Source organism: Ornithinimicrobium faecis (genome assembly GCF_023923225.1).
Lineage (GTDB): Bacteria > Actinomycetota > Actinomycetes > Actinomycetales > Dermatophilaceae > Ornithinicoccus > Ornithinicoccus faecis.
The window spans coordinates 4,269,074-4,288,370 of the sequence record NZ_CP099489.1 but is presented as its reverse complement, the minus strand read 5'-3'; the positions used below and the strand labels follow the sequence as shown (position 1 = coordinate 4,288,370).

Below are 19,297 nucleotides of genomic sequence, written 5' to 3'. Positions count from 1 at the left end.
AGCCTGCCACGACCATTAGGCTGGCGCTTGCCCGGTGTAGATGGTGTCGGCGATGCGGTCGCGCAGATCGATGAATTCAGGGGTGGAGCGCAGTTCCTTGCCGGGCAGCAGACGGCCATAGGTCTTGGAGATCTCGACGTTTTCGTCGAGCACGACACGTCCGGGGCGCGGACTCATCACCAGGACCCGGTCGCCGAGGAAGACGGCCTCTTCCACGCTGTGGGTGATGAAAAAGATCGTCTTCTGGCGCTCGCGGGCAATCTGCAGCAGGTCCATCTGCAGTCGCTCGCGGGTCAGGGCGTCGAGGGCACCAAAGGGCTCGTCCATCAGGATGATCTCTGGGTCATTGGCCAGCACCCGGGCGATCTGCGCGCGCTGCTGCATGCCGCCGGAGAGCTCATAGGTCTTCTTGTCCTCAAAGCCGGACAGTCCCACCAGGTCCAGGGATCGCTGCCCGGTCTCGCGGCGCTCCGCAGCGCCGACCCCGCGGAACTTCAGGCCGAGCTCGACGTTCTTGCGCACGGTGAGCCAGGGATAGAGGTTGGCCTGCTGGAAGACCACGCCACGCTCCCAGGAGGGTCCGGTGATCGGAGAGCCCTTCACGCTGGCCTGACCGCCGGTCGGGCGCAGGAACCCGGCCAGGATCTTCAGCAGGGTGGTCTTGCCACACCCGGACGGGCCCACGACGCAGACGAACTGCCCGGCCGGCACCTCAAGGGAGGTGTCGGCCAGGGCGTGGACGATCTCGCCACTGTCGGTGATGTAGCGCTGGGAGACCGCGTCCAGGGTGAAACTCACTGACCGGCGACCTTGTCGATCGCGTCGGTGTAGATGGCGGCCTCATAGGCCTCGGCCGTGTTGACCTCGTCGATCTCCTCCTGGGTGACCAGGAAGTCCGCGGTGTTGATCAGATCCTGCGAGAGCTGGCCACCGAAATAGTCCTCGCCGGCCTGGTCGGCGGCGGTCAGGAAGGTATAGCCGCCGAGCTGGTCGAGGACCTCGTCGGTGGAGATGCCCAGCTGGACACCGATCGATTCCGCTGCTGCATCCTCGTCCTCGAGGATCATCTGGACGGCCTGGTCCTGCAGTGCGGTCCAGACCTCCGTGAACTCGGGGTTGGCGTCGACGAACTCGGTGGTGGCACCGGCCAGGTCGAAGGTGGGTGCGCCGGCCTCGGCCGTGTCTGCGGCCGAGACGATGATGTGTCCGCTCTCGGTCAGCAGCGGCAGGGTGGGTGCCCAGACCCAGGCGGCGTCGATCTCCTGTCGCTCCCAGGCGGCCAGCATGGCGTCGGGGGAGAGGTTGATCAGCTCGATGTCCGCGGGGGTCATGCCCTCGCGCTCGAGGGCGGCCAGCAGTGAATAGTGCGCCGTGGAGGCGAACGGGACGGCCACGCTCTTGCCGGCCAGGTCGGCCAGGGTGTCGCCCGCGCCCTCCTGCACGACCAGTGACTCGGCCTCGCCGATCACGTCGTGGATCCAGATCACCTGCATGTCGATGTTGTTGGGCGGCGAGACCGCCTTGGTGGCCGGGCTGGAGCCGACCAGGCCGAGGTCGACCGACCCGGACCCAAAGGCCTGGACCATCTCCCCACCCGAGGCGACCTTGACCCACGAGACGGTGGCATTCGGCATACAGGCCTCGAGCCATCCCAGGTCGCGCACGACCAGGTCACCGTTGGGGATGGGCTGATAGCCGACCGCCACCGTGGTGTCGATGTCCTCGTTGACCTCGATCGGGCAGTCGCTGGAGGCTCCGGAGCCGCCACTGGCCTCCTCATCGTCAGGGTTGGACGAGCGGCCCTCCTCGACGCACCCCGCGAGCAGGATGCCGGCGACGGCGACCAGCGCGACGCCCCGGGCGGATCGAGCGCGGCTGGCTCGGGAACGGGTGGTGATCATGGTGTCTCCTTGTCAGGCCCGGCCATACCAGGGCACGAGCAGCGTCCCGAGGTGTTTGAGCAGGGCGTCCAGTGCCACGGCCGCCAGGCCGATGACGATGATGCAGGCAATGGTCAGGGCGGTCTGCAGCTGTTGTCCGGAGACATAGGCGAGTCCGCCGATGCCGGGCAGGCCAGCGTTGAGCTCGGCCGCCACGACGGTGGTCCACGCGAAGCCCACGGCGATGCGGATGCCGCCGATGACCTCGGGCAGGGTGGCGGGCAGCACGATGTGGCGCCCGACCTGCCAGCGGCTGGCGCCCATCGAGCGGGCCGCGTGGATGCTGTCCTCGCGCACGCCGCGCACCCCGTTGATCGTCGCGATCACGATCGGGGGAAACGCGGCCAGGAAGAGCAGCCAGTATTTGCTGGTGTTGCCGATGCCGAACCACACGATCAGCAGACCGATGTAGCCCAGCGGCGGCAGGGAGCGCAGGAAGTTCAGGTAGGGCTCGAGCGCCGTGTTCAGCCACTCGATGCTGCCCATCAGGAACCCGACCAGCGGGCCGAGCACGACCGCGACCCCCACCCCGACCACGATGCGCTGCATCGAGGCGATCAGGTGCTCCCACATGTAGTAGTTCTGCTCGCCGCAGACCGTGCGACCACTGTCGAGGTCACGGCAGGTGTTGGACTGCACGAAGGCATCCCACACCGCACCCGGCGACGGCAGATACAGCGCCGGCACCAGTTCGAGCCTGGTGACGAGCCACCACACCGCCAGCGCGACCACCAACACTGCAGAGCTCAGGCCGAGCTTGCGGAGCCTCTGGGTGCGCCGGCTGCGACGGTGATCCGCCGCGACGCGCAGTGACTGCCCCAGTGGGTCGGTCTCGGCGACGACGGTGGTCTCGTCCTGATTCGGTCCGGTCATGTGCGGTGGCTCCGCGCTTCCGTTCGGTGACATCTCCGGTGGGGAAGCCTAACCCGATGAGCCGCGATCACCGTGCAGGCGTCAGGGCGGCTCCGATGATCTCGATGGCCGGGGCAATCTGGGCGCGCATCAGGGCATAGGCGTCATCGGGTCTGCGATAAGGGTCGACGATGTCCAGGTTGTTGGGATTCTGGCCGGCCAGGTGCACCTTTCGAGACATCGCCACCTCCGCGAGCGCCGCTAGGCATGCGACGGGGTCGGTGGGCACCCGTTCGATGCTTGCGCCACGGAGCAGCGCGGCGAACTCGCGAACAGTGAAGGCGCGGTGCAGCGCTCGTGGATGCATTCGGACGGCGGTGGCCCGATGCTCGCGGGTCGCGGTGAGGACCAGGGAGGCGTTCGCGACCATCGTGGGTTCCAGTTGTCGGGAGACGAAGCCAGCACTGTCTCCGCCGAGGCCAAGGAGCACACCTGCAGCGCGCCTGTCCATCGGCTCGCCGGTCAGCGCGCCGGTTCCGGCGGATCGCACTCCCACGCCGCCGATCCCGAACACCCGGTCCAGCACTGGTTGCAAGAGCCGCTCGACCAGGGGCGAACGGCACACGTTGCCTGTGCAGACCACCAGGATTTGGGGTGCTGGAGGCTGGGGCCCGGAAGGTGGGCCCACGTCCTTTGAGGTCCCCTGGGATGCGCCTTGGGTCATGTGGCCCACGATTCCCGCCGCGCCGCCAGGAACTCTGCCCACAACTGCCAGACAACCGGTTGGTCGAAGCGGGCTCTCACCAAGCGTGCGGCCGCACGCCCAGCGCCTTTGGTGCGCTCGGGGTCGTCCGCGAAAGTCTCAATCGCCCGGATGAGACCACCGAGATCGCCTGGGGGCACCAGTGTGCCGGTCACACCGTCCTGGATGCAGTCGATCGTCCCGGTGACGGCATAGGCGACGGTCGGCACGCCGCAGGCACCTGCCTCGATCACGACCGTGGACAGCCCCTCGCGCCGAGTGGGCAGCACGAGGAGGTCTGCCGCGCCATAGGCGCGTTCAACATCAACCACGTGAGGAATGTAGTCGACGCCTGCCATGGTGGTCAGGCGTTCTATTCGCCGTTGGTCCTCCTGGTCGGCCGCTTCGGGTGTCCCGACGATCTTGAGGAGGACGTTGGGGTTGGAGGAAAAGTGCCGTGCGATGGCCTCGAGTTCCAGCGTCCCCTTGTCGCGCGTGAGCCGCCCAACAAACAGTAGGACGAACGGTGTCTCGTCACTGAACTGCCGAGTCGCGACCTTGTCAGGGACTTCAGAAGTGAACCGGTGGTGGTCCACGCCGTTCGCGGAGCCGTGCCCGACGAGATGGAGCCGGGCCGTGGATGCTCCCATAGTGATGAGGGCGTCACGGACGGTTGCACTGACCGCCACCACGTCCGTGGCGCAGGTGATGAGCACCCGCTCAAGCAGTTGAAGTGTCCGTCGTGCAAGACCGTTGGCACCCTCGAATCGAAGTCCGTGGCACAGATAGATGCGGACCGGCACCCGCAGCATTCGCGCGGCCACCAGGCTCAGGAGGCTCATCTTCGGTGTCCCTGCGACCAGGACGTGGGGGCGCAGGGATCTCATTGATCGGAGCACCCCGAGGAAGCTCCTGAGATCGGATCTGACGCTCGGCTCCCGCGCCGTCTCAGCGACGTGCAATGTGGCATGTTCACGGTGACAAAGCGCTTCTAGCTCGGCGCTCGTGGAACCGCACAGGAGGTGCACGGCATAGCCTTGGCCTGCCATGAAGGCCAATTGACCACGCAAGAAGGAGACGGCCGTCTCAGGGGCTGTCACGGCATACAGCAGAATTGCTTGGCCACCGTGCCCTGCCTGAGGTTGCGGTGCCTTGTCCAGCACAGGACTGCCGCTGTCAGGACACGCCGAGTCGATAGCCGACCCCGCGGACCGGCTCCACGAGTCGCGGTCCGCCGGCGAGTTCGATCTTGCGGCGCAGGCGGCTGAGGTGTGACTCGAGGGCCCGTGCACCCATATGGTCGTGCCCCATCACGGCCGATGTGAGTTCCTGCCGGCTGAGCACATTCCTGGGGCGCTGGGCAAGGCTGGCCAGAAGGTCGAACTCCGTCTTGGTGAGCCCGACTTCTTCGTTGTGGACCCGCACTTCCCGTCGGCCGAGATGGATCGCCAGACAGCCACGGCGCACCACCTCGGCGACATCTGACGTGGGGAGGGGGAATCCACGCATGGCCAGGGCCAGTCGAGCTCGGAGCCGACCGGCTGTGGAGGGGAGATTGAGTGCGTCTCGGGCACCGACCTCCAGCAAGGTCGACTCCTGCTCCTCGCTGAGGTCGCGCACCAGCGCCAAGACGGTGTGCTGCGGCCCAGCGGATGACGTGAGATCTCGGATGAACTGCTCCATAGGACCCTCCGCCAGGCCGAGTGCCACGATGACGGATCGAGGGCGGTGACCCGCTGCCAATGCCACGGTCTCGGGGTGCCGTTCGACCTGGAACGAGAGATTGAGGTCGCTCACGAAGGTCAAGAAATCATCAAGGACCTGTGGGTCGGCAGAGAACGGAACGATGGTGAGGGGGGCGCCAGCAGTCACAGTGATGGTTCCTTCTCTTGGCTCACGGGGGCACTTCTCGTGCGCAGGGGTGCACGAGACCTGACCTAGTCTTTACCTATGAATGACCAAAACTTGGAACTTGTTATAGATTTGTGACCGAACCGCGAGGCCCCCTCAAGGACCATCCACGATCTTCATTGGCAACCGAAGGTTTCGTGAGAGAGGGACTCGCGTGGAACAAGCTATGCAAACTCAGCGCCGCCGGAAGGCGTCGCACCCCAAGCGTTGGGTGGTCGGCGGTGCCAGTTTGCTGGTCGTGGCCGCTGGCGTCGTCGGGATCTGGCAGATGGATCTGGGGGAGGACCCGGACCTGGCGGCAGGCACGCCGCCAACTGTCGAGGTGGGGGGCGACTCCACGCCCGCGGACGACACCCAACCGGTGGGCCTGAGTGGGCGGCCCGCAGGGGCAGGCGGCGTCTCGACCGTGCCGATCGGCCCCGGCGCCGAACCCAGCGACGAAGAGATTCGCACGATGCTCTCTCTAGACGAGACGGCCACCGATGAACTGTCAGATGCTGACGTGGCGGCCCTCGTTGCCGCCGTTGAGGACGGGGTGCCGCTCAGCGACGACGTCGCGCAGGCTGAAGCAGAGCTTGACGAGGCGATCGATGCCTCAGAGACATCTGCGTCAGATCCGGGTGACCCGGCTGAGTGGGACGCCGGGATCGAATCAGACCCCGCGGCGGAGTCCCTCGACGACCTCGATGAGGACGCGGACCAATTCAATGACCGCCTGCAGACCTTGCTGCCAGACGCTCCGGAGGGCGACGACCGATGAGCCCTGTGCAACCCCACCCAACCCCCGCGCAAGCACTTGGAGGAACCCCCGTGAGCAGTCCCCTGTCCTTCAAGCCTTCGGTCGCCTTCCTGGGCGTCTTGGCTCTCCTGTTCAGCCTTCTCGCTGTGATCCAGGCCCCGGTCGCGCGGGCGGCAGAAGCCGGAGGATCGGTTGATGCCAGCGGGGTGAAGTGGCAACGACACGATCTGACGGCGACAACCGATGGGACGATGTCCGTCCAGTTGAATTGGGACAACCCCGAGGCGGACCTCAATCTCCGCATCTACACGTTGTCCGATGGTGCCGTTGATCAAGTCGTGACAACGAGCATCACCGCTTCGCAGCCTGAGCAGGTTTCCTTCCCTGCAGTGGCCGGCGAGCGCTACGGCATCTCCGTGCAAGCCGCGGCAGGGGCCTCGGACTACACGCTCTTGACCAACATTCACTCGAGCGAGAGCACCACGTTTCTGGGGACTCTGGACCCGGACCGCTACACGAGCCGTACTCACGCGTTCAACCTGTCAGAAGACGGGGCCGTCGGCGTGAGCCTTGACTGGGTTGGCGATGGCGACCTGGCTGTGCATCTGCGATCCGCCGACGGCGTCGTTGCCAGTGTCCAGACCAATGCGCACCCCGAGCGAGCCACGTTCAACATTCCTGCTGGTGACTACGAGTGGGTTGTCCGGTCTCGTGCCCCAGCGCTGGCCGCTTACGAGCTCACGACGGACATCCGATCGACTGGTCCCATCTCTGTGGGGGACGCCCGCAAGGTGACTAACCAGATCGGCCTGACCTACCCGAACGGCGCAACCACGACGTTCGCGGCACACGATCTGGACATCGTCGAGGACGGGGTGCTCACCCTGGACCTGACGGCATACGAGGACGCCGACCTCAACATGTTCGTGCGTGAGCTGGGAGCGGATGACGTCCCGGGCACGATCGTTGAGCGGTCCGTCACCAACGCAGAACGCGAGAAGGTCAGTCTGCTCGTGTCAGCCGGGGACAGGTACCGCGTCATCGTGCGTGGTGCTACCTCGCCGACTGGGTTCGACCTGGTGGCCTCTCTTGAGGCCCCCAGCTCAGCGCTTTCCGGCACGGTGGATATGGACCGACGTCGCATGCAGAGTTTCACCATCCCCGTGGTGCAGCCTGGCCTGCTGACCGGTGCGCTGTCATGGGACGACGATGCTGACCTGACCCTGCGAATTCGTGACGCGGACGGTAACGGGATTGCCTTCGCCGGCACGGATGCCCACCCGGAAGTGGTGTCTGCCGAGGCGCTCGAGCCCGGTGACTACACCTTCGACGTGTTGGTCGACAGTGGCGTGACCAACTTCTCCCTCGATTGGGATCTCCAGGTCGGACCGGAGCGGTCCTACCTCGGACAGGCGGGATTCGTCAGGGGCGGTCCCCAGTTGCTCCGGTCCCACGACTACATCGCGCCGTCCAGCGGTATCGCCACTGCGGAACTTGATTGGGATGAAGCAGCCGACCTCGACCTCTATGTGCGTGAGGTGGCGGACCCCACCAAGCCCAACGGCGGGCCACTGGTCGGACTCTCCCGCACTGGGCTGCCGGCCGAGACGATGTCCTTCGCCGTTGAGGCGGGGACGATGTATCGACTCTATGTCGGTGCAGCGGAGGGGGCTGCCCACTACACCCTCACAGTCCCGGAGATCCAGACCAGTGCCCTGGCGTGGACCCTGCTGGGAACGGTTGAGGCCGCGACGGAGTCGGCACGCGCTTACTCGTTCGGCGTCAGCACGACTGGCGAGGTGAGCGGCACATTGTCCTGGGATGATGCTGCGGCGAACCTGGAGCTCTACCTCATGGACGGGGATGGCGGTGTCGTCGCCAGCGCTAATGCTGGACAAAACCCATCAGTCTTGTCCTGGCCGGTGGAAGAGGGCTCCTACGAGTGGGTCGTCCGTGGCACGTCAGGTGCGTCTGGTTTCAATCTGCAGCACGTCGTGACCGCCGATGAGCCCGCCGAGTCATGCTCGCCGCTGTCGAGCCTGCCCTGTGCCACCATCACGCCGGAGACGCCTGTCGAGTTGGCACTTGATGGCACTGACGCTGGACTGCAGGACGTGGACGGCGAGGGGATCGGGTTCACGATGGTCGATCCACCCTCAGACCGGCTCCCCGCCGACGGCGAGCCAAGCAACGCTGAGGTGCCCGGTTACGAGGCTGACCTGCTCGATGTCACCGGTGATGGCCTCACAATCACCGCAACGCGTGGGATCCAGTATCAGACTCCAGCCCTGAGCGCCGGCACGAACACGCAGCTCAACGCGCTGGGTGTCGGGGTCGTGGCTCAGAGCGCAACAACGACGGTCAGTTCCACCGTCGTGACGCCAGACTTCGACACCTCGGCGAACTCTGAGAAGGGCGGCATCTGGTTCGGACTTGACGAGGACAACCTGGTCAACCTGACTGTGCAGAACCAGGCCGGCTCCAACGTCCGAGCCCAGTTCCAGCGCGAGGTCGATGGCGTCGCTTCCGGCACGGCCAACGAGATGAACGGACCGGTCTTCCCGCAGGGAACCGATGTCACGCTGACCATGGTCTTGGACGCCGCGACTAACACCGCCACCGGTTCCTACCAGGTCGGTGACGGTGAGGTCATCGAGTTGGGCACGTTCGAGGGCATCCCCGAGTCGTTCTTCGAAGGGGCTGTGCTGAGCGACGGGGTCAGCGGACCAACCAGCTTCGCCGGTGTCTTTGCCACCGCCCGCAACGAGGCCACCAACTCGGTCACGATGACCTTCGGCGACTTCTCGGTGACTCAGGAGGAGGTGCCGGAGGAGCCGAACATCGCTCCCGAGGTGCTGCTTACTGGTGACCGGACGCTGTTCGAGGGTCAGCAGACGATCATCCCCGTGAGCACCTTTGACGAGGATGGCGATGAGATCACTGTGGAGGTCGACGGGCTGCCAGCCGGCCTGACCTACGCCGATGGCGACATCTCCGGGACCCTGGACCAGGGCACCGTGGCAGGCAGTCCGTATGACGTGACTGTCACCGGTGATGACGGCACGGACACCGGGGAGGAGACTTTCCAGATCACTGTGGTCGACGACATCGCGCTGGACATCAACTTCCAGCCGGCCCCCACCGCAGTCCCAGACGGCTTCATTGCCGACATCGGTGCCGGTTACGGCGACCGCGGGGACGGCCTGGAATACGGCTGGGTTGCCCAGGGCACGGACACTCCACTGGACATGACCGGAAACACCCGGGATCGAGCCCGCGCTGGAATCGAGCCGCTCCTGAACACCTTCCAGCACATGCAGTACGGCGATATCGGAACCGTCTACGACGGCAGCCCGGACTGCTCCGCCAACGAGTGCGACCCGGGTGCCTGGGAGATCGCCGTGCCCAACGGCCTCTACGAGGTGACGGTTGCAGTCGGTGATCAGCCCAGCAGCAGCACCTACGACTCGCTGCACGCGCTGAATGTCGAGGGCGGCGTCATCATCCGCGAGTTCCAGGCCAACTCGGCCCAGGAGTTCCTGGAGGCGACGGCACACGCCGGCGTGACGGATGGCAAGCTCACCGTGACTGCGGTGGGTGGGGCCAACACCAAGATCAGTTACGTGCAGATCCGGAGCCTGGGAGCACAGCCGCACGCAACGCTGACCGTCCCAGCCAACCGGGCCACCGATGTGTCGCTCGACACCGCCGTGTCGGCCTCGGTCAGTGTCCCCGGCACTGGCATCGCTGTGGATCCAGACCGACAGACCTCGCTGACAGACGAGGCAGTCAGGTTGTTCAAGGTCACCGCGACCGGCGACGTCGAGGTCGAAGGCAACCGAGGCTCGACCGGAGGCAACGACACCATCGCGATCAGCCCGGCCGCTCCTCTTGAGCCGAACTCGACCTACCGCTATGTCATCGACGGCGTGCTCGATGGTGCCGGTCAGTCCTTTGCACCGTTCGAGACCACCTTCACCACCGGTGAGGGCAGTGGCGGCGACCCGGGTGACCCGGAAGAGTTCGTCCCCGTCGAAGGTGCCGAGTTTGAGAAGGTCCTGCTGCCGACGGCATCCGGCAACACCAACGGCAAGTACTTCGCGAGCCTGGTGGTGCACGAGGGCTACCTGTGGGCTACCACGATCGGTCAAGGCATGTACCGATACGAGATCCTGCCTGACGGCACGCTAGGTGCTGCCGAGAACCTGAACGTCCTGAACGGGCGGGCAGCGGTGGGACTGCTGTTCGACGAGAACAACCCGGACCTGGCATGGGTCACACACGCCACGGGAAACATCGGCAATGAGAGCGCCAAGTTCGGTTCGACGCTCTCCGTGATCGACTTCAGCGGCGCCACTCCGGTCGTCACCGATGTGTTCGTCAACCTGCCGCGCTCCAAGTCGGACCACCTGTCGAATTCGATCAGTTACGGTCCCTCCGGCGACGGCGGCGCCCCCTGGCTGTACTTCCTGCAGGGATCTAACCAAGCCGCTGGCGATGTTGACGGTGCCTGGGGTGCTCGAGGCGAGACCCAACTGACGGCTGCGGTCCTGCGGTTCGACCCACAGGATGCCCTCGCCCAGGCTCTGGCCGACGGTCCGACCGATGTGAAGACGGCCGAACTGGGCGGTGCCTACGACCCGTATGCCGACGGTGCTCCCCTGGAGATCTACGCCACCGGCATCCGGAACGCCTACGACCTGTTGTGGCACTCGAACGGCCACATCTACGTGCCGACGAATGGCACAGCTGGTGGCGCCAACGCCCCGGGTGTGCAGGACAACGGCGACGGGACCTTCACCATGGTCTCCAACCAGGCGACTGGTGAGAATGGTTACGGAAACGGGACCGACGTCACTGAGGAGTGCACGACGCGCCGCATCGACGGTCAGCCGTACTCCGGTGGCTCGGTGCCGCCGATTGGGAACCTGCCCACGCAAAGAGACTTCCTCTTTGACGTGGAGCAGGGCGGCTTCTACGGCCACCCCAACCCGACCCGCTGCGAGTGGGTGCTCAATGACGGCACCGCCTACAACCCCGACAGAGAGCCAGACCCGAACTACCACGGGGTGGCCTTCGACTTCGACTTCAACAAGTCGCCGAACGGGGTTATCGAGTACACCTCGAACACCTTCGGTGGTGCGCTGCAGGGTCGGATGATGGTGATCAGGTTCAGTGCCAACGATGACATCCTGACCTTCCAGGTTGCGGGTGACGGCGAAGTGCTTGGCACCCAGCCGGGCACGGACATCCCTGGATTCACGGGCTACGTCGACCCGCTCGACCTGGTCGAGGACACCGAGGTGAACCCAGGCAACATCTACATCAACCAGTACAACCGGGGTGGCGAACCGCAGCAGCTCTACCTGCTGCGGGTGCCCGAGGGTGAGCAGGCCGCAGGCATCCGGGCCGACCAGGACGAGCTGATCATGTCCGCCACCCTCAACGGTGATGACCCGACCGAGACCCGGGAGGTCACGGTGACCAACCTCGGCTCCGAGCCGGTCGAGGTGAGCGCGAGCGTCGAGGGTGCGAACGCGGGTGACTTCACGGTCGACTCCGGGCTGACCATCCCCGGCGGGGAGGCCTCCCAGATCGAGGTGACCTTTGACCCGAGCGGGAGCGCAGGGATCCGCACCGGATCTCTCGTGCTCGGTGACGGCGAGGGCAGCGTCAACGTGTCGCTTCGTGCGCTCGCCTTCGCGGGCCACCAGGGCGGCAACGAGCCGACCCTGCAGCAGGTCGTGGACACCTTCCAGTTCGGGATCAGCACCGGGTGGTCGGGTCTGGCCGGCGGCACCGAGCCGGTGGCCAAGGGCGATGAGGTGCTGGAGCCACTCTTCCAACGGGCCTCTGACGGTCCGGTGACGATGACGCCGGTCGCGGCGTTCGCACCGCAGGAGGACCTGCCGTTCGGGTGGTATGCCGCAGCCGAGGGGCCGGTCACGCCAACCCAGGTCGGCGTGGTGGCCAACGGTCAACTGCAGACGCTCAACCCGCAGTTGGACTCCGGCGGCACGTCATTCGACCCTGGGACTGGCGCGTTCGGTGTGTTCTATGAGTCGAACACCTTCAACCGCATCGGATACACCGAGGACGCTCGCAACGACAGCGGTGGTCTGCACCGTGCCCGGATCTATCCGCTGACCGGCGACCGTTTCCTGGTGGCGTTCGAGGATGCCGCCAACGGTGACTACCAGGACTATGTGTTTGTCCTGGACAACGTGGTGGCAGCCGGTGACGGTTCTGAGCCGCCAGTGACCGGGGAGACCATCTCGGTCAACTTCGGCACCGGCGACTCCGCGCTTCCGCAGGGCTACCTGCGGGACTTTGGCGAGGCCTACGCGGAGCGGACGGCTGCAGACCAGGGCGGACTCAGCTACGGCTGGGTGGATGCCGGCTCAGAGCCGTTATCGATCATCGGCAACGGCCGTGATCGCAACCTGAACGATGACCAACGGCTGGACACGCTCGTCCACATGGACCTGCCGGAGGACGCCTCGGGCGGCATATCCGGTGAGGCCACGTGGGAGATCGCCCTTCCGGACGGTGACTACGAGGTGACCGTGTCAGTCGGAGATGCTCAAGACGGTGGTTCACCTGAGGCGCACACGATCAACGTGGAGGGCAGCAATGCCATCGACGCTTTCCCCAAGTCGAGTGCGCCGAACGGATCGGATGACCGGCACGAGTCAGCGACCGTGACAGTTGAGGTGACCGACGGCAGACTGACAGTCGACCAGGCAGGTGGTGAGAACACCAAGATCAACTACCTCGACATCACGCCGCTCCTCGACGAGGAGCCGGAGCCTCCGGCTGAGGGTGACCCGATCAAGGTCAACTTCCAGCTGGAGACCGCCCCCGTGCCGGACGGCTACCTGCGTGACTTCGGCGAGCCGTATGCCGAGCGCGCGGGGGTCAGTCAGGGCGAGGGCCTGACCTTCGGTTGGGTCGATGACCAGTTGCTCGAGCCGTTGGACCTGGTCGGCAACGGCCGTGATCGCAACCTGAACGATGACCAACGGCTTGACACCTTGATGCACATGGACCTTCCAGAGGACAGCGATGGTGGTGTGCTGAGCGATGGTGCATGGCAGATCGCGGTGCCCAACGGGCAGTTCGAGGTGACGGTCTCGGTCGGTGACCCCTCCAAGGGCGATGCACCTGAATCACACACCATCAACGTCGAGGGCGTGAACGCGATTGAGGCATTCCCCAACTCATCGGCTGCCAACGGGTCCGATGCCCGACACACAGAGGGCACCGTTGTGGTCGAGGTGCTTGACGGTGCCCTGACTGTTGATCAGATCGGCGGCATCAACACCAAGATCAATTACATCGACATCGTGCCGATGAGCAGCGGAACACCGGTGGAGCAGGTCGTTGCTCAGGTCAACTTCCAGCCCGCAGCGTCTGTCACTCCACAAGGTTGGCTGGCAGACACCGGCCAACTCTTTGACGGCGAGCGCGGTTATGGCTGGGTGCGGACCGAGGGTGGGGCGGACAAGGCCGCCGACACCCGGGAGCGTGCCGGTGCTGCCGACCAGGCCGACAAGACCTTGGTGATCATGGATGACAACCAGGTCCCCGGTGTGGTCGACGGTGAGTGGGAGTACGCCCTGCGAAACGGCGAGTATCAGGTCGAGGTGTCGGTGGGAGACCCGGGATATATCGACTCAGTGCACGGGGTGGAGGCCGAGGGTGTTGTGGTTGTAGACGCCTTTGAGCCATCTGCCCTTGGTGACTACTACGTCGGTGAGGCGACGCTCGAGGTGACTGATGGGGCTCTCACCCTGGCCTCGACCGGTCACAACACCAAGGTGCAGTGGGTGCGCATCACGAGCTTTGCCACCGGCGACGTTGTGCCACCCCAGTTGTCCTTGGCCGTTGACGGTCAGGGCGATGACGGTGCCTACACCGGACCGGTCACCGTCACAGTCACTGCGACAGACCGGACGCTGGAGTTCGTCAACGTGACTGTGGATGGCTCTGACACCTTTAACTACACCACGCCTTTCGAGGTCACGGGCACCGGCAACCACACCGTCGAGGTCACCGCAACCGACGGCGCCGGGAACGCGACCACGAGATCCGTGGAGTTCGTCATCGTCGAGGTGGGCGAGGGCGATCTCACGCTCACCAACCCGGAGGCGGCACCATTCCATGACCGGATCGTGATGAGCCGGATCCAGTCGACCGCGAGCAACCCGGCAACTGCGTCGACCGGTTCGGTCATTCTCGGAAACGAGGGCAGCGAGTCGATCGAGGTGGTCGCCCTGGACATCATGGACCAGTCGGCGTTCACGCTTGTCGACCCTCCGGAGCTTCCGATCGCCATCGGAGTGGGTGACACCGTCTCAGTGTCCGTGGAGTTCATCGGCACTGGCTCTGGACAGAACACCAACTTCGAGTCCGCCCTGCTGATCCGGCACAACGGCAGCGAAGGCCCGACGACGAAGGTCGAGCTCGGCGCGATCTGGCAGTCGCAGAGTGAGGGCGGCAATGAGCCGGATGTCGACGAGATCGTCGAGGCCTTCGGTTTCGGGACCACCATCGTTGGGGCAGGGCAACAGATCAACAACGACGGCCGCTTGGAGGCAATCGGCGACGAGGTCCTCTCTGCCACCTGGAAGCGATTCGACACGTCTGAGCCCGTCACCGTTCGCCAGCTGGCTGCCTTCCACACCTGCTGCAGCAATACTGCTAGCTTCGGCTGGCACCCGGTGGGCAACAAGAACAACTGGAACGTGGCGCTGACTCACCAGGGGCAGTGGGCACAGTCATTGCTGCCCAGGATCAATGGTTCCTCCGGCGGTCCGGCCGTGAACAGCTTCACCCCTGGCCCGGCCACCTGGAGTTGGCGAATCGACCCGGAGTCCAGCGACTGGACTCTGAACAACACCACTCCTGATGAATGTGGTTCCGGCAACGAGGGTTGCCAACTTGGTCATCACCTGCGGCTGTGGCCGGTCAAGGACCGTGCCGGCGATGCTATCCCCGGCAGCTACCTCGCCGCGATGGACTATTCCGGCATCAACTACGACTACAACGACAACGTGTATCTGTTGACGAACGTCGAGCCGGCCAACCTCGTCCAGCCGTAGGAACCTGGAACTGCGGGTGGGTGGCCTTCTGTGGTCGCCCACCCCCTTGCCAGTGCCACCACTTCAACCACGTGCGAACTGATTCCGCATCCGCGCGAATCTAGGAGAGAGATATGGTGTGGGCATATCGAGACTGCGACGAATGCGGGATACCTGTGCGGGTGTCGCTGCGTCGTCGGCGCGTTCGCCTGCAGTACTGCTCCGACACGTGCATGGCCGAAGCGTGGAGCAAGATCTACGGCCTCACGCAAGACACAGGTTTGTCGCCACAGAATGTTGAGCCAACGGTGCTCCGATGGCGACGTCCATTCTGAGTGGCCACAGGCCCGAGGGGTGCTGTCTATCCTGCGGGCGGTTCATAGCCTAAATCTGAGGCAACATCTCGAACGACCTCCCAAGCATCGTTCACCGCATCCTGTGGCCATTTGTGCCATCCGCCTGTGGATTTCCTAAACCCGATTGTGCCGGTGACTCGACCTGCTTCCCTGCCCAGATCGTGGTCGTGTCGGTGGTAGTTCAAGACTTCTGGGCTCCATTCCAGTTGCAGGTGCCCTAATGCTCCTCGGAGCGTGCCTTCCGGATCATCACAGAGGTCCTCGTAGCGCATCACGTGACTCTGGCTCGGGTGGTTGTCACAGAACTCCATTAGCCCGCGGGTCACGGTGCGCCAGTAGCCTGCGCCAGCGGCGGCAAGACTCTGGCCGGCAAGTTGGTCGCCATAGGCATCGGGAGAGTGTGACAGGCCGCGGGTCATCGAGTGAATCTGGTCCAAGGGGTGACGGTGCATGACCAGACACAAAGCATCTGGGAACAGACGAGGGACGATGTCTGGTTGCTCGGCGTAGCGAGGGCTCTTGTCGAGCCACTGCGTCGCCAGCTTGCTGGCCGCGTAAGCGTCGTGGAAGGAGCGAGCGAAGTCACCCACTCTGAGGGCGACGTCGCCATGACTGAAACCCATGTCTGCTAGCCCGATCATGGCGCGGTCGTCGCTCAGCATCTCCGCCAGGTTGGCGATGAAATCTGTCTCGGGCGGCACGGCAAGGTCTGGGTGGGAGTCGAGACAGTAGCGCATCAGGGTCGTTCCCGAGCGGTAGGGGGACAATAGGAACCGCGCCGGACCATTGGCCGCAGCGGTGCTCCGATCAACGATTCTGACTCGTGTGCGTCCGCGCACGAGCTCGCCGTACATGCGGCGAGGCAGCTCGAGGAAGTTCCGAGCGTCCATCAGCCCTTCTTTCCGTGGAGAGTCAGGGACTCGTAGAGGTCGAGATGCCGATCAACCATCGCGTCGACGCTGAATCTGGACCGGAAACTAGCGGCTGCATCTTCTGCTCGGGCCATGAGGGAGGAGTAGGACGACATCGCAGCGATAAGGGACTCGCGGAGCTTCGCGGCATTGATGTCGGGGAGACACTCGCCAAAGCCGTCCAGCTGCCAACGGATCCCGCCGACATCGCCAGCAATAACGGGCAGCCCCGTGAACACGGCCTCAGTGATCACCGAAGGAAGTGCCTCAAGGGTGGTGCTCGGCAGGAGCAGGAAGTGCGCACCTGAGTACTCGGCTGACAACTGATCGCCGTGAAGACGTCCCACGAACTCGACCGAGTCGCCCAGATTGCGCCTGGCCACCTCGGAGCGGAGCTCGTCGAGCATCCGTTCGCGATGGAAGACGAACCGCAGGCGGACGCGTCCGCGCAGTTCGTCGCAGTCCAAGGCCTCCACGATCGCCAGTGGTTGTTTCGGGGGGATGAGTTGCCCGACGAAGAGCACGGTCCATGGCTCTCCGGCTGTTGGTGCCGACCGTTCGGCGAAGGGGAAGGGAGCAGCATCGAACCCGTTGGGGATCAGTGCGACGCGAGCAGGGTCCACTCCACGGTCGGAAGAAAGGAGAGCCACTTCCGTGGGGCTCAATGCGACGACACGGGCAGCGCGGGCCAGCAGTCGGAGATGACCAAGCGTGAGGAGCCTCTTGCGGGGCAGGTTGGTCCGGTGTGGGGTGTAGACGATGGGCACTCGGTGAGGCGTCAGACTCAGAGCAGTTGTCAGCCTCCCGGGGTGGTGGACGTGAACCAGGTCCACGTCGAGCCGTCGGAGCCGGTGGATGGCGCTGATGTCACGAGGGCCCAATTCTGTGACCCGATGGCCTCGGGCGCGGAGTGACTCCGAGAGCATCGTCTCTGTTGTCGGCTGCACGGTGCGTCGGTACTCGACACTGTGGTGAAAGATCCCACCTGTCAGAGCGATGTGCACGGCCAGCCCCTCCCAGATACTCGGGGTCCGCGCCTCACGGGGCGACGTTCCAGGTGCTGAGATCCAGACCGGTCAAGCCTTCCAGACGCCTCACGTCTGGCAAGTAGTCCGCCATGAGTGCAGGACGCACGTGTGCTGGCAGTTTCGCCCGGGTGAGGTTCCTGGACTCCAGGTCCGAGCGCACCAGGGACCAGGTGGATCGTGGCACGACTTTGCTGCCGAGGCGCTTGACGAGACGCGGCTCAGTGAGGAATCGGTGCAGGGCCCGATTTCGCGGCACACCACCTGCGTTCTGCCGGGTGAGAGCGCCACCTGTGATCGATGTGCCGATGGCTGCCAAGGCCGGCGCCAGGGCACGGACAGGGTCAAGCACCACGTCCTCATATCGCATGATGTGGACGCGGTCTCGGCCGAGCACGTCGAAGAGGCACTCGACCTGCTGGGTGTAGTACCCGAGCGCCCGGTACCACCAGATGGGTTGCCACCCATCGGCGATCCGCTGGTCCTCCGCCAGGAGCCCTTCTTCAAATGAGCCGGGCTCAAGACCTTCGCGAACCATATGCATATACGCGGAGAAAGCACGCTCGTCGGGGCGTCGGAGGATGGCGATGGCGATGCCGTTCGGGGACAGGTCACGCTCAAGGGCTGTAACGGTCGCTGGGTCAGCCATGTAGAACGCGGAGGCTTCGCCAACGCGGACGCGCGAGGAGACCCGTGCCAACTGTGCGGGCATCTCCTCTCGGCTCGCCAGGATCTTCTTGTTGAAGACTTCGTCACGGGGCCCCGCCCAATGGTGCTTGCCTGTCTGGCCGAAGAAGTAGTGGGAGTCCTTCGGCTGCAGAACGTGCAGGGATGGCTGCTCGTGGAGCCACCGTCCCAGAGACGAGGTCCCAGACTTGGCGGCGCCGACGATCGAGAAGTCCAGCGGACGGTCGAGGCCACTCACGAGGTCTCCCGGTGTTCAGGACGTGTTGTGGTCTGCCCTCGACGTAGTCGCGCCATCTTCCCTCGCCGATTGCGAGCAATGGGCCGCTGCCAAAGGTCCCATGCCAAGTGTTCCAAATCGGTGCGCCAGAGACTTCGGCCCAGGTGCCGACTGAGCCCCTGCCTGCTCAGTCGGATGACGCCGCGTCCAAGGGCGTCCATCGGGTTGATGCTGACCTGGTTATTGGACACGCGGTAGGACGTCAGCGTCTCATCCAAGTTCTCAACAGGCCCGAGGATGGCCATGCGGAGCCACAGGTCGTAATCCTCAGCGTGCCTGCAGTGAGCGTTATAACCGCCAGCCTCAATTGCAGCAAGGCGTCGAAACATGACACTGGAGGCGACGAATCGATTTTTTCGAAGCAGTGACTTTCGCACGTCGCCTCCGGCGGGCACCCGCACGACCCCGACGTGCTCTGATGTGTCATCAATTATTTCGGCATGCGACCCCACCAAGACCACGTCCTTGCGGGACTCGAGGTGCACTAGTTCGCGTTCGAGACGGTTCGGAGCAGAAAGATCGTCAGCGTCTAGGCGAGCGACGTATTCCGTGCGCATCTCCGCGAGTCCACGATTGAGAGCTACCGACAGGCCTCGGGACTCTGTCAACTGAAGAACCTCTAGGCGTTCTTCGCCCACGATGTGCTCAGCGTGTTCGGCGAAGCCAGGAGCAGGGCCATCAAGCACGAGAGTCAAGCGCCAGTTTGTCAAGGTCTGAGCCGCAAGACTCAGCAACGCTGCATTCAGATAGGGGGCTGGAGCCCGAACAGGCATC

At 64.6% G+C, this 19,297-nt stretch carries 12 protein-coding genes; 2 read left to right on the top strand and 10 right to left on the bottom strand.

Annotated features, from left to right (window positions below; genetic code table 11):
- Window positions 1-15: 15 nt before the first annotated feature.
- The 6 genes from NF556_RS19745 to NF556_RS19720 all read right to left on the bottom strand — a co-directional run bounded on the left by NF556_RS19745 (window position 16) and on the right by NF556_RS19720 (window position 5,331).
- Window positions 16-798: an ABC transporter ATP-binding protein gene (locus NF556_RS19745; protein WP_252592896.1), complete on the bottom strand. Its 783-nt coding sequence runs from the start codon at window positions 796-798 to the stop codon at window positions 16-18.
- Entirely contained in the window at window positions 795-1,901 is a 1,107-nt protein-coding gene (locus NF556_RS19740) for a taurine ABC transporter substrate-binding protein (RefSeq protein WP_252592895.1), read from the bottom strand. The genes NF556_RS19745 and NF556_RS19740 overlap by 4 nt, the downstream gene beginning before the upstream one ends.
- Before the next feature lie 12 nt (window positions 1,902-1,913).
- Complete coding sequence (locus tag NF556_RS19735; protein ID WP_252592894.1) at window positions 1,914-2,813, bottom strand: ABC transporter permease; 900 nt, start codon at window positions 2,811-2,813, stop codon at window positions 1,914-1,916.
- Window positions 2,814-2,880: 67 nt separating this feature from the next.
- Window positions 2,881-3,516, bottom strand: a complete 636-nt coding sequence (locus NF556_RS19730; protein ID WP_256829366.1) for an arsenate reductase/protein-tyrosine-phosphatase family protein — start codon at window positions 3,514-3,516, stop codon at window positions 2,881-2,883.
- Window positions 3,513-4,583: a glycosyltransferase gene (locus NF556_RS19725; RefSeq protein WP_252592892.1), complete on the bottom strand. Its 1,071-nt coding sequence runs from the start codon at window positions 4,581-4,583 to the stop codon at window positions 3,513-3,515. Before NF556_RS19725 ends, NF556_RS19730 begins: the two co-directional genes overlap by 4 nt.
- Before the next feature lie 127 nt (window positions 4,584-4,710).
- Window positions 4,711-5,331, bottom strand: a complete 621-nt coding sequence (locus NF556_RS19720) for a winged helix-turn-helix transcriptional regulator (RefSeq protein WP_252592891.1) — start codon at window positions 5,329-5,331, stop codon at window positions 4,711-4,713.
- A 280-nt stretch (window positions 5,332-5,611) separates the two neighbouring features.
- Here NF556_RS19720 and NF556_RS19715 point away from each other — a divergent pair, with 280 nt between their 5' ends.
- Together NF556_RS19715 and NF556_RS19710 are read left to right on the top strand one after the other, a co-directional pair.
- The gene (locus NF556_RS19715) at window positions 5,612-6,205 is read left to right on the top strand and encodes a hypothetical protein (protein WP_252592890.1); all 594 of its coding nucleotides are present in this window, start codon (window positions 5,612-5,614) and stop codon (window positions 6,203-6,205) included.
- Window positions 6,206-6,255: 50 nt separating this feature from the next.
- Window positions 6,256-15,288 carry an Ig-like domain-containing protein gene (locus tag NF556_RS19710; protein WP_252592889.1) on the top strand — a complete coding sequence of 3,011 codons (9,033 nt, stop codon included), beginning with the start codon at window positions 6,256-6,258 and terminating at the stop codon, window positions 15,286-15,288.
- A gap of 340 nt (window positions 15,289-15,628) precedes the next feature.
- On the opposite strand, the gene NF556_RS19705 is transcribed toward NF556_RS19710, so the two are convergent.
- From NF556_RS19705 to NF556_RS21575, 4 genes are all read right to left on the bottom strand, one after another.
- Window positions 15,629-16,513 (bottom strand): sulfotransferase family protein, encoded by an 885-nt coding sequence (locus tag NF556_RS19705; protein WP_252592888.1) that lies wholly within the window; start codon window positions 16,511-16,513, stop codon window positions 15,629-15,631.
- The gene (locus NF556_RS19700) at window positions 16,513-17,460 is read right to left on the bottom strand and encodes a glycosyltransferase family 4 protein (RefSeq protein WP_256829367.1); all 948 of its coding nucleotides are present in this window, start codon (window positions 17,458-17,460) and stop codon (window positions 16,513-16,515) included. Before NF556_RS19700 ends, NF556_RS19705 begins: the two co-directional genes overlap by 1 nt.
- A gap of 112 nt (window positions 17,461-17,572) precedes the next feature.
- Window positions 17,573-18,484: a sulfotransferase gene (locus NF556_RS19695; protein ID WP_252592886.1), complete on the bottom strand. Its 912-nt coding sequence runs from the start codon at window positions 18,482-18,484 to the stop codon at window positions 17,573-17,575.
- On the bottom strand, window positions 18,481-19,296 hold the full coding sequence (locus NF556_RS21575) for a glycosyltransferase (RefSeq protein WP_425607054.1): 816 nt from the start codon (window positions 19,294-19,296) through the stop codon (window positions 18,481-18,483). The genes NF556_RS19695 and NF556_RS21575 overlap by 4 nt, the downstream gene beginning before the upstream one ends.
- Between the last annotated feature and the right edge of the window lies 1 nt (window position 19,297).